General features: G+C 31.9%; 13 protein-coding genes and 1 other annotated feature. Of the genes, 4 read left to right on the forward strand and 9 right to left on the reverse strand.

The window, feature by feature from the left end; all coding sequences use genetic code 11:
• Positions 1-297 precede the first annotated feature (297 nt).
• Entirely contained in the window at positions 298-1,674 is a 1,377-nt protein-coding gene (gene rlmD, locus C3E89_RS01825) for a 23S rRNA (uracil(1939)-C(5))-methyltransferase RlmD (RefSeq protein WP_236910790.1), read from the reverse strand.
• 195 nt (positions 1,675-1,869) lie between these two features.
• Positions 1,870-2,088 (forward strand) — a binding site (T-box leader).
• A gap of 43 nt (positions 2,089-2,131) precedes the next feature.
• Between rlmD and C3E89_RS01830 the strand changes: the two genes are divergently transcribed.
• Positions 2,132-3,160: an ornithine cyclodeaminase gene (locus C3E89_RS01830; RefSeq protein WP_236910791.1), complete on the forward strand. Its 1,029-nt coding sequence runs from the start codon at positions 2,132-2,134 to the stop codon at positions 3,158-3,160.
• 203 nt (positions 3,161-3,363) lie between these two features.
• Positions 3,364-4,599 (forward strand): aminopeptidase, encoded by a 1,236-nt coding sequence (locus C3E89_RS01835; RefSeq protein WP_236910792.1) that lies wholly within the window; start codon positions 3,364-3,366, stop codon positions 4,597-4,599.
• A gap of 53 nt (positions 4,600-4,652) precedes the next feature.
• Here the strand turns inward: C3E89_RS01835 and C3E89_RS01840 are convergent, their stop codons facing one another.
• From C3E89_RS01840 to C3E89_RS01855, 4 genes are all read right to left on the reverse strand, one after another.
• Positions 4,653-5,141 carry an ECF transporter S component gene (locus C3E89_RS01840; protein ID WP_236910793.1) on the reverse strand — a complete coding sequence of 163 codons (489 nt, stop codon included), beginning with the start codon at positions 5,139-5,141 and terminating at the stop codon, positions 4,653-4,655.
• A 180-nt stretch (positions 5,142-5,321) separates the two neighbouring features.
• Entirely contained in the window at positions 5,322-5,735 is a 414-nt protein-coding gene (locus tag C3E89_RS01845; protein ID WP_236910794.1) for a bacteriohemerythrin, read from the reverse strand.
• 69 nt (positions 5,736-5,804) lie between these two features.
• Positions 5,805-6,131 carry a P-II family nitrogen regulator gene (locus tag C3E89_RS01850; protein ID WP_236910795.1) on the reverse strand — a complete coding sequence of 109 codons (327 nt, stop codon included), beginning with the start codon at positions 6,129-6,131 and terminating at the stop codon, positions 5,805-5,807.
• A 13-nt stretch (positions 6,132-6,144) separates the two neighbouring features.
• Complete coding sequence (locus tag C3E89_RS01855) at positions 6,145-6,846, reverse strand: DUF1538 domain-containing protein (protein ID WP_236910796.1); 702 nt, start codon at positions 6,844-6,846, stop codon at positions 6,145-6,147.
• 203 nt (positions 6,847-7,049) lie between these two features.
• Between C3E89_RS01855 and C3E89_RS01860 the strand changes: the two genes are divergently transcribed.
• A complete protein-coding gene (locus C3E89_RS01860) occupies positions 7,050-7,727 on the forward strand; it encodes a hydrolase (RefSeq protein ID WP_236910797.1) in 678 nt (225 codons plus the stop codon).
• A 26-nt stretch (positions 7,728-7,753) separates the two neighbouring features.
• Here C3E89_RS01860 and C3E89_RS01865 read toward each other — a convergent pair whose 3' ends face one another.
• The 4 genes from C3E89_RS01865 to C3E89_RS01880 all read right to left on the reverse strand — a co-directional run bounded on the left by C3E89_RS01865 (position 7,754) and on the right by C3E89_RS01880 (position 12,245).
• On the reverse strand, positions 7,754-9,130 hold the full coding sequence (locus C3E89_RS01865; protein WP_236910798.1) for an alanine/glycine:cation symporter family protein: 1,377 nt from the start codon (positions 9,128-9,130) through the stop codon (positions 7,754-7,756).
• Positions 9,131-9,217: 87 nt separating this feature from the next.
• On the reverse strand, positions 9,218-10,060 hold the full coding sequence (locus C3E89_RS01870; protein WP_236910799.1) for a DNA-binding domain-containing protein: 843 nt from the start codon (positions 10,058-10,060) through the stop codon (positions 9,218-9,220).
• Positions 10,057-11,325: a sensor histidine kinase gene (locus tag C3E89_RS01875; protein WP_236910800.1), complete on the reverse strand. Its 1,269-nt coding sequence runs from the start codon at positions 11,323-11,325 to the stop codon at positions 10,057-10,059. The genes C3E89_RS01870 and C3E89_RS01875 overlap by 4 nt, the downstream gene beginning before the upstream one ends.
• Before the next feature lie 8 nt (positions 11,326-11,333).
• Positions 11,334-12,245: a DMT family transporter gene (locus tag C3E89_RS01880; RefSeq protein WP_236910801.1), complete on the reverse strand. Its 912-nt coding sequence runs from the start codon at positions 12,243-12,245 to the stop codon at positions 11,334-11,336.
• Positions 12,246-12,378: 133 nt separating this feature from the next.
• Here C3E89_RS01880 and C3E89_RS01885 point away from each other — a divergent pair, with 133 nt between their 5' ends.
• Complete coding sequence (locus C3E89_RS01885; protein ID WP_236910802.1) at positions 12,379-13,698, forward strand: aminotransferase class V-fold PLP-dependent enzyme; 1,320 nt, start codon at positions 12,379-12,381, stop codon at positions 13,696-13,698.
• The last annotated feature ends 9 nt before the right edge of the window (positions 13,699-13,707 follow it).

Consider the following 13,707-nt stretch of genomic DNA (forward strand, 5'->3'; position numbering starts at 1 on the left):
TATATAAAAATAGATGTATTAGAATCTTTTATATTCTAATACATCTATAATTTCCATTTTAAATTTGTCTAAGTATTTTCTTATTAGTTGCACATAATAATAAAAATGTTCATCTATAGTATATAATTCACTTGCCATTTTATCAACCAAGTTTAACCATTTAATCCTCAAACATCCCCAATTATCCAATGTCATCTGTCAAATGCCCTATTTTAAAGGGTCAAAAATCGGTGTTTTTTCACCGATTTTTGACCCAAATTTCATCTTCAAACCACTACATGTTGTGGTTGAACCCTATTATTCTTTATCCAAACCACAATGCGTCATCAGAATTGCTACTTCAACGTGTGGTGTTCTAGGAAACATGTCCATGAGTTTCATATTTTTGATTTTATATCCCCTTCCCATAAATACCTTTAAATCCCTAACTAAAGTTATAGGATTGCAAGATACATATATAAAGGTTCGTGGAGAGAAATCAATAATCTTATTTATTGCCTTAGGATGGATACCATCCCTTGGAGGATCAATGATTACTAAATTAGGTTTTTCTCTTAAATTATCCACTTCTTTAAGCACATCTCCAGCAATAAACTCCACATTATCCAACCCATTTAATTTAGCATTCTCACCAGCCATTTCTACCGCTTCTTGTACAATCTCTATGCCTATCACCTTTTTACAAACAGGTGACAGTATCTGGGCTATGGTGCCAGTACCTGAATATAAATCAAATACAATATTGTTTTTGTCATTTCCAACAAAATCCCTTACTATAGAATATAATCTTTCTGCCCCAAAAGTATTAGTTTGGAAAAATGAAAAAGGTGATATTTTAAATTTTAAACCAAGAATTTCTTCTAAAATATATTCTCTTCCATGAAGAAGATTAAGCTTATCTGCTTTCACTACATCAGCTAAACCATCATTTATAGTATGGAGTATGCCTACAATTTTTCCTTCTAACCCATGAATACTCAATAATTCCTTAGTAAAATTATTTGGATCCACTTCTCCTTGACTTGTAGTCACTAAGTTAATCAAAATATCTCTCGTAGATAAAGCTTTTCTAATGACTAAATGTCTTAAAATCCCTTCATGAGTTCTTTTGTTATAAAATGCTGTGTTTATTTCTCTAAAATACTTCATAACCCTCTTTCTTATTAGAGTAAAATCCTTATCTGCAATATTGCATCCATCAGTATCTATAATCTCGTAGAATCTACCTCTTCTATGAAGACCTAACACTAAAGGGCCTCCTTTTATCTCATCACCAAATGTATATTCCATTTTATTTCGATACCCTTCTACTTTAGGGCTTTTTTCAATGCCTAAATAATTCAGTTCCTTAATTCCTTCCTTTTCAAACAAAGCCAATACCTGTTCTTCCTTTAATTTCAATTCATCTTCATATAATAAGGTTTGGTAGGCGCATCCTCCACAATCTTTTACATCAGTACAAGATAGATTTTTTTCTAATGGGGACCTTTCTAATATCTCCAACAACTTCCCTTCTATATAATCCTTTTTTCTTCTATTTAGAAGGACCTTTACTTTTTGCCCCTTAATACCACCTTTGAATATTATAGTTTGACCTTCATATTGACCTATTGATTTATTTGGAAAGATTGTATCTATTATTTCAACTTCAATAATTTTCTTCTTTCTTGCCATATGCATCAACTCCTTTCAAATTATTATACCAGTATTTATAATAAAAAATAAGAAGAAGTTAACACAGAATTAATTCAATGCTCAAAGATTTTTGCAAACAATAACTTAATATTAATAAATAGAAATAAATAACAATATTTTTAAAAAATCCTTGACAAACAATTGAATACTTCATATAATATATCTTAAATATATATTTAGGCTGTGAAGAGGACTAGTAGATTGAAAGATTCTTAAAGGAAGGAAGATTCACCGACTGAAAGATCTTCTAAGATTATTTCATTTGAACCCACCCTCTAAGCTGCAAGCGATAAAGTTTGTCCGTTGGCCAACGTTACAGGCTTTAAGAGGATTAAGTGAATTTTCTTCACTTAATCAATTTGGGTGGTACCGCGACTTGCCTTCGTCCCAGTATGGGATGAAGGTTTTTTTATTCTCTAAGAAAGGAGTTATAAAATTGACTTTAAATAAACTTAATATAAATAAAAATGTATTGCTAAAGAAGGCAATATTGGATAAACATGTGCCAGATGACTTTTATTCAACTACTAACCATACTACTTTTATTTATCATAATGACCAGTGGATAAAGGTTAAAAATCAAAGAATGGATGCCTTAATAGTAGTTAATGAACATGGAGCAGTGTGTAAAAAATTAAGAGAAATAGAACATGGTGACATGGTAGTATGTGGTGATACTGGTATAAAAATAATTAATGAAAATAATGATGATAAAGTAGATGATTCCTTTAATTTCATGAACAATTATGTTTCATCAGAAAGAAGAAATGATATGCTCATAAAGGATTTAGCATACGAACTATTCTATAATAATAAAAAGTTGACCTTAGTAGCAGGGCCTGTTGTAGTTCACACCGGTGGTGACTATTACCTTTCAGAGCTAATCCGTCAAAATTATGTATCTAGTTTGTTGACAGGAAATGCTCTTGCAGTTCACGATATAGAAAAAAACCTTTATGGTACTTCATTGGGGGTTTGTGCCAAATCTGGAAGGGTGACTCATAATGGTTATAGAAATCATATGCGAGCTATAAACCATGTCATGAAATACGGCTCCATCAAAAGGACTGTTGAAGCTAAAGCTTTACATTCAGGTATTATGTATGAGTGTGTAAAAAATGACATTCCCTTTGTTCTAGCAGGAAGTCTAAGGGATGATGGTCCATTGCCAGATACAGTTACCGATATTATAGAAGCACAGGATGCTTATAGCCAACATTTACAAAAAGCAGAAATAGTGCTGGTTCTCGGTACTATGCTCCATGGTATTGCTAGTGGCAATATGCTTCCTGCAAAGATTAAGATGATATGTGTAGATATTAATTCCGCTGTGGTAACAAAACTGAGCGATAGAGGAAGTAGCCAAGCTATAGGCGTAGTAACTGATGTAGGATTATTTTTAAATCTATTGGTAACTGAAATAGATAAACTAAAAAATAAGTTAGGAACTAGGTTGGCAACCTAGTTCCTGTTTGTTTATTGTATAATCGGTACCTTATTCCTATTTGCTGTTTCCACAATAATTCCAAAACTCCTTCCTTTTCTCCAAAGTTTAAATAAACCTTGTTAAATTTCTTTACTAATTGTTTTTTTACCATTTACAAGCATTTCCTAATGATATAAACTATATTTGAGTACATAATAACTACATAACTACGAGGTGATATTTTGGAAAATTTTGAAAAGATAATGGATCAATATGCAAAACTATGTGTAGAAGTAGGGATTAACCTTCAAAAAGGGCAACCATTAGTTGTCAATGCTCCAGTGGAAGGAGCCAAGTTTGTAAGGTTAGTGGCTAAACACGCCTATGCATTAGGGGCTAAGCTAGTCCATGTTAACTGGAATGATGAAACTCTAACTAAGATGAAATATGAAAATGCACCTATGGAAGTCTTTGAAAACTTCCCTAAATGGTATGCCGAAGGCTTAGAAGAGTTTGCTGAAGATGGAGCTGGTTTCTTATCCATATATTCTGAAGACCCTGAGTTACTAAAAGAAGTGGATCCAAGAAAAATTGCTGCCCATAATAAATCTTCTTCCATGGCTTTGAAAGGATTTCGAAAGTATACTATGAATGATATTAACGCTTGGTGTGTAATATCTATCCCGACTAAAGGTTGGGCAAAAAGGGTTTTCCCTGATGTATCAGAGGAAGAGGCTATGAAAAAACTTTGGGAAGCAATATTTAAAGCTACTCGTATGGATTTAGAAAATCCAGTTAAAGCTTGGCAAGATCATCTCAAGAACCTTGAAGAAAAGGTTAACTTTTTAAACGAGAAGAAATTTAAAAAGTTATACTATAAATCTTCCAATGGTACAGATTTAGAGGTGGAACTACCTGAAGATCATATCTGGGCTGGTGGAGGAGGTAAAAACTCCAAAGGAATTTACTTTGTAGCTAATATGCCTACAGAAGAAGTATTTACAATGCCTTTAAAAACTGGCGTTAATGGAGTAGTTTACAGCACAAAGCCATTAAATTATGGTGGGAATCTAATCGATAATTTCAAATTAACTTTTAAAAATGGAGAGGTAGTAAGTTTCGAAGCAGAACAAGGGTATGAAGTATTAAAGGATTTACTAGCCTTAGATGAGGGAGCCAAACACTTAGGCGAAGTGGCTTTGGTACCTTATGATTCACCCATATCCCAATCAAAGATTATCTTTTTAAATACCCTATTCGATGAAAATGCATCCTGTCATTTTGCTTTTGGTAAGGCTTATCCAACCAATATTAAAGGTGGAGAAAAAATGACAGATGAAGAGCTAGAAAAAGCAGGAGTTAATGATTCTTTAACCCATGTAGACTTTATGGTAGGCTCGAAAGATCTATCAATAATAGGCGAAACTAATAATGGAGAAAAAATACAGATATTTAAGAATGGGAACTGGGCATTTTAATCATAGCCTTTAAGCATTAAATTAACAAGCGGCAGAATTAATTCTGCCGCTTGTTAATTTAATGCCTTAGTCCTCTTCAATGCAGTATATAGTACTACAGAAGTTATCGCTCCTAATAGTCCTTGCATGATATTTCCTGGAATAGACGCTATAGCTCCTTTTCCATACATAAATATTTCAGGTACAAAGTATCCAAAAGCCATAAATATTCCAGCTATTGATGTAGCAATTAAGGGTTTTCTCTTACCTATTTCTGTTTCTAATAAACTACCCGCTATATACCCTTCCAATCCTTTTACTATTAATGTAATAGGTGCATAATGGACATATCCTAATAACAAATCCGCTAAAGCTGAACCGAGCCCCCCTACAACGAATCCACCCTTTTTACCTAAAATAAGAGCTGCTAATAAAACTACCATATCACCTAGATTTAAATATCCATTAGTCCCAATAGTGGGAATGTGTACAACCATAGTCATTACTACAGTCAATGCCATAAGTATAGCATATCTTATTAATAATTTTAGATTATCATTCATATAATCCTCTCCCCCTATTATTATAGCATGTATCGATACATTTATAAGCTCTGTTCTAACTGTATCTATTATAATGATAACACTTTAGTTGCGCTTATGCAATGGTTTTTAATAAATAAATCCAGACAGGATTTATTTACATTTATCTGTCTGGATTTATAATCTATATTGTATTCAGTTTTAATATACGCCCTTATCATTTAGAAATTCCCTATATTCCATGTCTGTTTTTAGTATATGGTTTTCAATCCAATTTGCAATAAATATGATTAAATCCATTCCAATTTTCTTCTGCTTTTCATCTATTTCTACTTCGTCAATGGATTTAACTTTTGATATAAATGAATCATGTTGTCTTTTATGTTGTTCAAACTTAGGATATCCGTTGTCTTCCATCATCTTTTCTTCGAAGGTGAAATGATATATTGCATAATCTCTTAATTTATGTAAAGCTTCAAGTATTTCATCATATCTATCTACACCATCCTTAATAGATACGATCTCATAGAGGAAATTACCAATTTTGAATAACTCTTTATGTTGATCGTCTATGCTTTTAATATTTACGCTAAAATCATTTTTCCATTTAAACATAAGTCAACCTCCTGTATATATAAGTATATCTCTATTATACCGAAATAATCTAGCTTAACTTAACTCTTTCTAATCCTCAAATTTTCTTCTATGATGTAATCCAACTAAATTATCTACAGGTAAGGTGAATATTATGCCCGTTCCAGGCTCTTTAAGCCTTCCTGTTTCAATTATAGTATCATATATTGGTTTATATTTATCATCCTCACTTAAAACAATAATAATTTCTTTTGAAGCTTCAATATGGATATTTAAAAACTTCATTACTTCGCTTTCCCCTGTACCTCTTCCATAAACAATCGTAGCTCCTTTAGCTCCTGCTTTTTTTGCCTTATCTACAATTTTATCCGCTTTTCCTCTTTCGACAATAGCAACTATACATCTAACTTCACTCACAAATATCCCCTCCCTATATTCTGGTTAGTATACCTAATGTCAACACTGATATCATCGATCCTATAGATGTAAGTCCAATAATTCCAAATCCAGATAAAAGTGGGTCTGTATTTTGAAGAATTTTAGTCAATCCTATTGCCAAGGCCATATTTAATGGAATGTTTACAGGCCCGGTAGTGGCGCTAGCTGTATCCATTGCAATAGATACAAATTCTTCTGGAGCAAAAAAAGATAACACAATTATTAATACAAGTAAAGGTACTATTATTTTTATATAAGATACTCCATTTAATATCTTAAATATACCAATACCCATTCCAGTTCCAAACCCTATTGCCACTGCATGTATTAATATCCTATGAGGTATTGCTCCTATAGATATCTCCTCAACCTCTAAAGCTAAAGTTTTTAAAGCTGGCTCAACCAGTGTTCCAAAATAACCTATAATGAAAGCTACAACTACTATTAGCCATTTTCTTTCTAAGACAACTAAATTACTACCTACTGAGTCTCCTAAGGGGAAAAGGCTCATAGAAACCCCTTTTATGAAAAAATGTAATCCAAATACACTAAGTAAAAAGCCAATCCCAAACTCTTTTACGTTTTCAATTGGCTTTTTTAGTACCACCAATTGAAAAAATGCCAGTATAGCAGTCAAAGGTAAAATGCTTCTTAATGTTTCCCATAGTGCATTTAGTCCTTCCAATCCTCGCATATATTAATCCTCCTTTATAGTCTATACATGTTGTAGTAGTAATAATATTATTATACTATAGTTATACTACTTATTAAAGGCTTAAAAAGCATATGTTCATATTACAATAAAATAAAATAAATAATTGATTAGTTTGATAGTACTAGGGTAAATATAGATGTAAAACATTTCTTGGATAAGCTTTTATATTAAGGAGGTGTCTAATGGAAAGATATGTCCCTGAAGTAAAATCTCAATTAAGGTCAAGAATTATAGAAGTTCCTCAAGCTATATATAAAGCTACTGGAATAAAAATATTAGGAACTAGGATTAAATCCTTATTATTTTCTACAGACGTGGCAATTATTAAAAATACGAATGCCAACTCTATTATTGCTGTATACCCTTTTACCCCACAGCTTTCTATTACTCAAGCTATATTGGAAGTTGCCCCTGTCCCTGTATTCGTAGGAGTAGGAGGAGGCCTTACTACAGGTAAAAGATCTGTAGATATTGCTCTTCAAGCAGAGTTAATGGGTGCCTATGGAGTAGTCGTTAATGCACCTACAGTTCCTGAAGTTATCAGCAAGATGTATAACAGAATTGATATTCCTATCATTGCCACTGTAGTTACTGAAAATGATAATTATAAAGCCAAATTAGATGCTGGTGCACGTATTTTAAACGTATCCGGTGGGGCTAAAACTGCCCAAATTGTAAGAAAAATTCGTGATGAATATGGTAAAGAGTTACCCATAATTGCAACTGGGGGTCCAACAGAAACAAGTATACTCAATACCATAGAAGCCGGTGCTAATTCCATTACCTATACACCACCATGTACTGCAGATATATTTGCTGAAGTTATGGAAAAGTATAGAGAGGATAAAGCACAAAAATAAAGCCTTGAAGGCTTTATTTTTGTGCTTTATCTTTTTTCAGTTACATATTGCAATTCTTCCACATATTTTGTACCAAAGAAATCCTTAGTAAGCTTAACCACTACTCCACTTAATCCTAATATTCCTATTAGGTTTGGAATTGCCATTAAACCATTTAATGTATCTGCAATATCCCAAAGAGTTTCAAGTCCTCCTACTGCACCAATTACTATAAAAGGTATCCATATAATTCTATAAGGAGTAATAACTTTTGGTCCAAATATAAACTCTGCAGAACGTTCTCCATAATAAGACCAACTTAATAAAGTGGAAAAAGCAAATAATAGTATTCCTACTGAAACTATATATCCACCAATTACTGGAATAGATGTGTCAAAAGCCATAGTAGTAAGAGCAGCTCCAGTTTCTCCAATATTCCAAACACCAGTTACAATAATCACTAATGCTGTTATAGTACAGATAAGCAAAGTATCCATAAATACTTCAAAAACTCCCCATAATCCTTGACGTACTGGATGATCTGTAGTTGCTGCTGCATGAGCTATTGGCGCACTACCAAGCCCTGCTTCATTTGAAAACACCCCACGAGCAACACCCATTCTTGCAGCTAATGTCATTGTAGAACCAACAAATCCTCCAACTGCAGCAGAGCCAGAAAAGGCACTTCTGAATATTAATCCAAAGGCTGCTGGAATGTTTGAGATATTCATAATCAAAATAACTAAACCACCTACAATATAGAAAGCTGCCATTATTGGAACTAATCTTTCTGTTACCGTTGCAATCCTTTTCAAACCTCCAAACATGACTAATGCTGCTAATCCAGCCAAAACAAAACCTGTAACCCATTTATTAATCCCAAAAGATACCTCAAGGGAAGCTGCAACAGAATTGGACTGAACCATGTTCCCAATACCAAAAGCTGCCATGGCTGCAAATATTGCAAAAACATAGGCTAACCAATTAGCTTTAAGTCCATTGGCAATATAGTACATAGGTCCACCTACAAATCTACCATCTTCAGTTTTCTCCCTATACTCTATACTAAGAACAACTTCAGCAAATTTTGTGGCCATTCCAAATAATGCAGATAACCACATCCAAAATATAGCCCCAGGTCCTCCAATGGCTATGGCTGTTGCAACTCCAGCAATATTCCCAGTTCCTACTGTAGCAGCTAATGCTGTTGCCACAGCCTGGAAGGCAGTAATCTCACCTTCTCCAGTAGTCTCCTTCTCAAACATCTTGAACAGTGTGTTTTTTAAAATATAGCCAAGTTTTGTAATAGACATGAAATTAGTCCTAATGGTTAAGTAAACGCCTGTTCCCACTAATAAAACTAACATTACTGGACCCCAGACAAAATCATTAATCATACTATTAAGTCTAATAAAAAAGTCCATATATATACCTCCTCATTCTTTTAATAGGAGTATATAATACGAACTTCAAAAAACTACAAAAAACATAAAAATGTTTTCTGAAAATTTTTAATTGTCTAAAGATTCACAAAATGTAATTAACCCAATTAAGAACTTTTTAATATTAGTAGAGCCACCTCTGTTTGCTTTTCCTCTTATATATTCCATCTCCCTACGTACCTGTTCAAAACTAAATAAACTATTAGAATATTGTACAAAAGTATCATTCATATAATCTTCAATACCTAGATTTGCAATGTTTGTAATAGCTATACTAATAGCTCTTCTCATCCTTTGTTCCATAGATTTTGGATTATCAGTAAAATAACTACATAGTTCTCTAATGGTTATATTATTTAAATTTATACCCTTTTTCATCACATATTTAGCTACCTTTATTATTTCCTGGCTACCTTTTTCACTAATAATTCCTAGTTCTATTAGTATATTGTTGATACATTGTTCACAAACCCCTTCTAATCTCACTATTTCCTTTTCCGGTTTATTATCGAAAATTTGCTGCATCTTTAAAATAGTTCTATTTATCTCAATCCGTTCTATTACTTTTCTAATTATCATTTCAACTTCTATTGCATTAATCGGTTTATATATGTAATATTCTACACCATACCGGTAGGCTTTCTCAACCATATTTTTTGAAGAAACCTGAGAAATCATTATAAATTCGATGTTAGGGTATTCTTCCTTCAATTGTTTAACAACTCTTAATCCATCTATTCCTGGCATTAATAGGTCTATTAGGACTACATCTGGAATAATAGCTCTAATCTTATCAATTCCTTTTTTTCCATCTCTTTCATCACCTACTATTGTCCCCAACTCTTTATCTTCAATTATCTTTTTTAGTATACGGATGACATTTATGTCATCATCTAATATAAAAATTTTCATTCACTAATACCCTCCAATTCTTTCACTGGAATAGATATGATAAAAGTACTTCCTTTGCCAACTTTTGACTCTACCTGTATGCTACCTTTTAAATGAACTTTAAGAAGTTTCTCTATTAGAGTAAGACCTAACCCTCTATTTACCTGACCTGTATTATAGTCTATTTTAGTAGAGTATCCTGGGGAAAATATATGGGGTAAATCTTCATCATTGATTCCACATCCATCGTCTTTAACTATGAATTGATGATTATTGTTTTTAACAGTATGAGCTACTAATATATTCCCATTATATTCGATGGAATCTATAGCATTCATTATAATATTTCTTAAGATGGACATAAGGTAATAATGTTTCTCTGTATAAAAGTTTCTTCCCATCTCATATCTAATGGTAATTTCTTTATCCTGTATTTTTATATCTCTTTCTAAAGTTTCCTTTAATATAATCATAAGTTCAGAAAAATACATGCTCGTATTATCTAATCTATTAGCCATTATTTCCTCTATACCCATTACAACTAATCCATATTCCTTTTTAATTTCATGAACATCTTTAGCTATTTCTAGAGCAGTACCACTCCATTGTTCCCTATTTTTATCTTCCTTAATGTTAGAGAATAATTCATAGGCATTAGACATAACCTTTTCAATATGAGCCATGTTTTTTTCCATCCAATAGACTTCCGTCTTTAGTTGAGATGTCAACCTTAAAAGGTTTTTATATCTTCTATCATGTTCTTCTTTTACTAAAAGTAATTTATAATATTTATAGCCCATTATCATTAACCATACTAAGCCAGCCCTTATTGCACCAACTAAAAATAGTATTTTTATTATTTCATAGTCTGAAGTAAATAAATCCTTCCCTATCCTAATATATATTTCTACTATATTGGAAAAAGTATCACTTAAAGCAGCCATTACGAACATTTTATTATGGGTAATAGGTTGGAACTTTATACTAATTATGAAAAAAACCAAACCATAAACTATATAGAAAATATTTTCCGGCATGGAATAAATAATAACTTCTGTTAAGGGTCCTTGAAAAACTCCATAAAATAAGCCTCTAAATACAACTAACGAAAAACCTGATAAAATTCCAAATGCTATTGGATTAAATTCGTCATACATAAATAAAAGCAAAGGAAACATAACACCTGCAAAGGAAAATTTAAAATTTTTAATATAAAAATCAATGTATAAAAGAGAAGATAGGCCTACTACAAGAGAAGAAATAATAATTTTTCTATATTTTTTCATATGATCACCTAGACTCCATTGATCTTACCAGCATTGTCTTTCTCTCTAACTTTTTTCTTCAGAAAACTCCATTTAGTTTCAGTAGTTAATATAGATACTAATATAGAAAGACATCCTATTAAAAACCTAATTGTAAAGGGCTCTTTTAAAAATATTAAAGACATTATACCTCCAAATACAGACTCCATACTTAATATTATAGCAGCATGAGTAGATGAAGTATATTTTTGGGCTATGTTTTGTACTAAAAAAGCTATTAAAGTGCTAAATACTGCTAAATACAATATTGAGAATAGGGTTTGGTTTGATACATTCCCTATTTTAGGCTCTAATAATAATGCAAATATAGTAGAAAATACGCCAGCCACTAAAATTTGAATAACTGATAAAACAACTGGATCATGTTCCTTTGAAAAATAGCCTATAGTTGCTATATGAAAAGCAAAGAATATTGCACAGATAAATGTTAAAAATTCCCCATAACCAAACCTTAAATTATTTTCAAAACTAAGTATTCCAATACCAGTAAAGCAAAGGAATACTGCTATTACCTCATATATATCAGGTTTCTTTTTACTAATCCCCCAATATATAAATGGCACCATTACTACATTACTAGCAGTTATAAAAGCTTGTTTACCAGCAGTTGTATAATTAAGCCCTACAGTTTGAGTGGCAAATCCCCCAAATAAAAATATGCCTATTAATAGACCTGCTTTCCAATCTTTAAGCTTAGCATTTTTCAATCTCTTAAAAAATACTAAACCCATTAATAAAAAGGATATCATAAATCTAAAGGCTAATAAATAATAAGGGGTTATATGATTTAAAGAATTCTTAGTAACAACAAAACCGCTCCCCCATATAATGGCCACTATTAATAAGGAAAAATCTGCATATATACTTGTTCTATCCTTCATACATTTCCTCCTATTAGATTAAATGCTATATGAATATTGTATCATACATTTACTATTAATTTTAATTAATAATAGGAACCTTTTTATTTTTATTAAATATAATAGTACTACTATTGATAATATAGGTGATCTTATGTATAAAAAATTAATTCATGGAGTAAATACTTTAGTCCCATTAATCAGTGGAAACAAAGTTCCTTATATAAATTTTGATAATGCTGCCACTACTCCACCTTTTTCTTCTGTGATATGGGGAGTAAATAATTTTTCCCCCTATTATTCTTCCGTTCACAGGGGAACTGGATATAAGTCTATTATATCTTCCAACTTTTATGATGAAGCTAGAAATATTGTATTAGATTTTATAGGAGCTGAACTCAACTATCATACAGCAATATTCGTAAAAAACACAACGGAGGCCATTAACAAACTTTCCTACAGGCTTAAAGATGAAATAAAGGATGGGATAGTTCTATCTACTTATATGGAACATCATTCTAATGACTTACCTTGGAGATATAGATATAATGTAGATTATGTTGAGGTAGATACAAAGGGTAGATTGTCCTTAAATCATTTAGAACATCTTCTAAAAAAGTATCAAGGGAAAGTAAAGTTATTAACTGTAACTGGTGCTTCTAATGTAACAGGCTATATTAACCCAATACATAAAATAGCAAGATTAGCCCACAAATATGGAAGTAAGATATTAGTAGATGGTGCTCAATTAGTGCCTCACCATCCAGTGAATATTAAACCTGTAGGAGATCCAGCCCATATAGACTATATAGCCTTTTCTGCCCATAAAATGTATGCTCCCTTTGGAATAGGTGTGCTAGTAGCTCCCAAAGATACTTTTAAATCCGGGATTTCAGACCATATAGGAGGAGGCACTGTAGATTTGGTGACATTGGAAGAAGTCATATGGGCCTTTCCTCCTGAAAAAGAAGAGGCAGGAACTCCCAATCTTTTTGGAGTAGTGGCTTTAATTGAAAGTATTAAGATGCTAAAAAAGTTGAACATGAAGAAGATATCTGAATATGAGAGAAAATTGACTCGATATACTTTGGAAAATTTAAAAACTGTACCAAATATAACAATATATGATGATGAAGATGTAGAAAATAAAGTATCTATTATATCCTTTAATATAGATGGTTTATACCACGGAACTGTAGCAACAGCTCTTTCTTTAGAAGGAGGAATTGGAGTAAGAAATGGATGTTTTTGTGCTCAACCCTATATTCAAAAATTACTCCACATATCAGAAGAAGATATAAATAAATATAAAAATAATAGAAATGTGCTTCGACCTGGTACCGTTAGGATTAGTTATGGCCTTTATAATGATTTTGAAGAAATAAATATAATGATAGAATTATTAAAACATATTGGAAACAATGTTGAATATTATGATTATAAGTATAGAAACCCTTCTTTCTACTCAAAATAGTAGAAAGGA

The sequence above is a fragment of the Clostridium sp. Cult1 genome (assembly GCF_021655095.1).
Classification (GTDB): domain Bacteria; phylum Bacillota; class Clostridia; order Tissierellales; family Tepidimicrobiaceae; genus Schnuerera.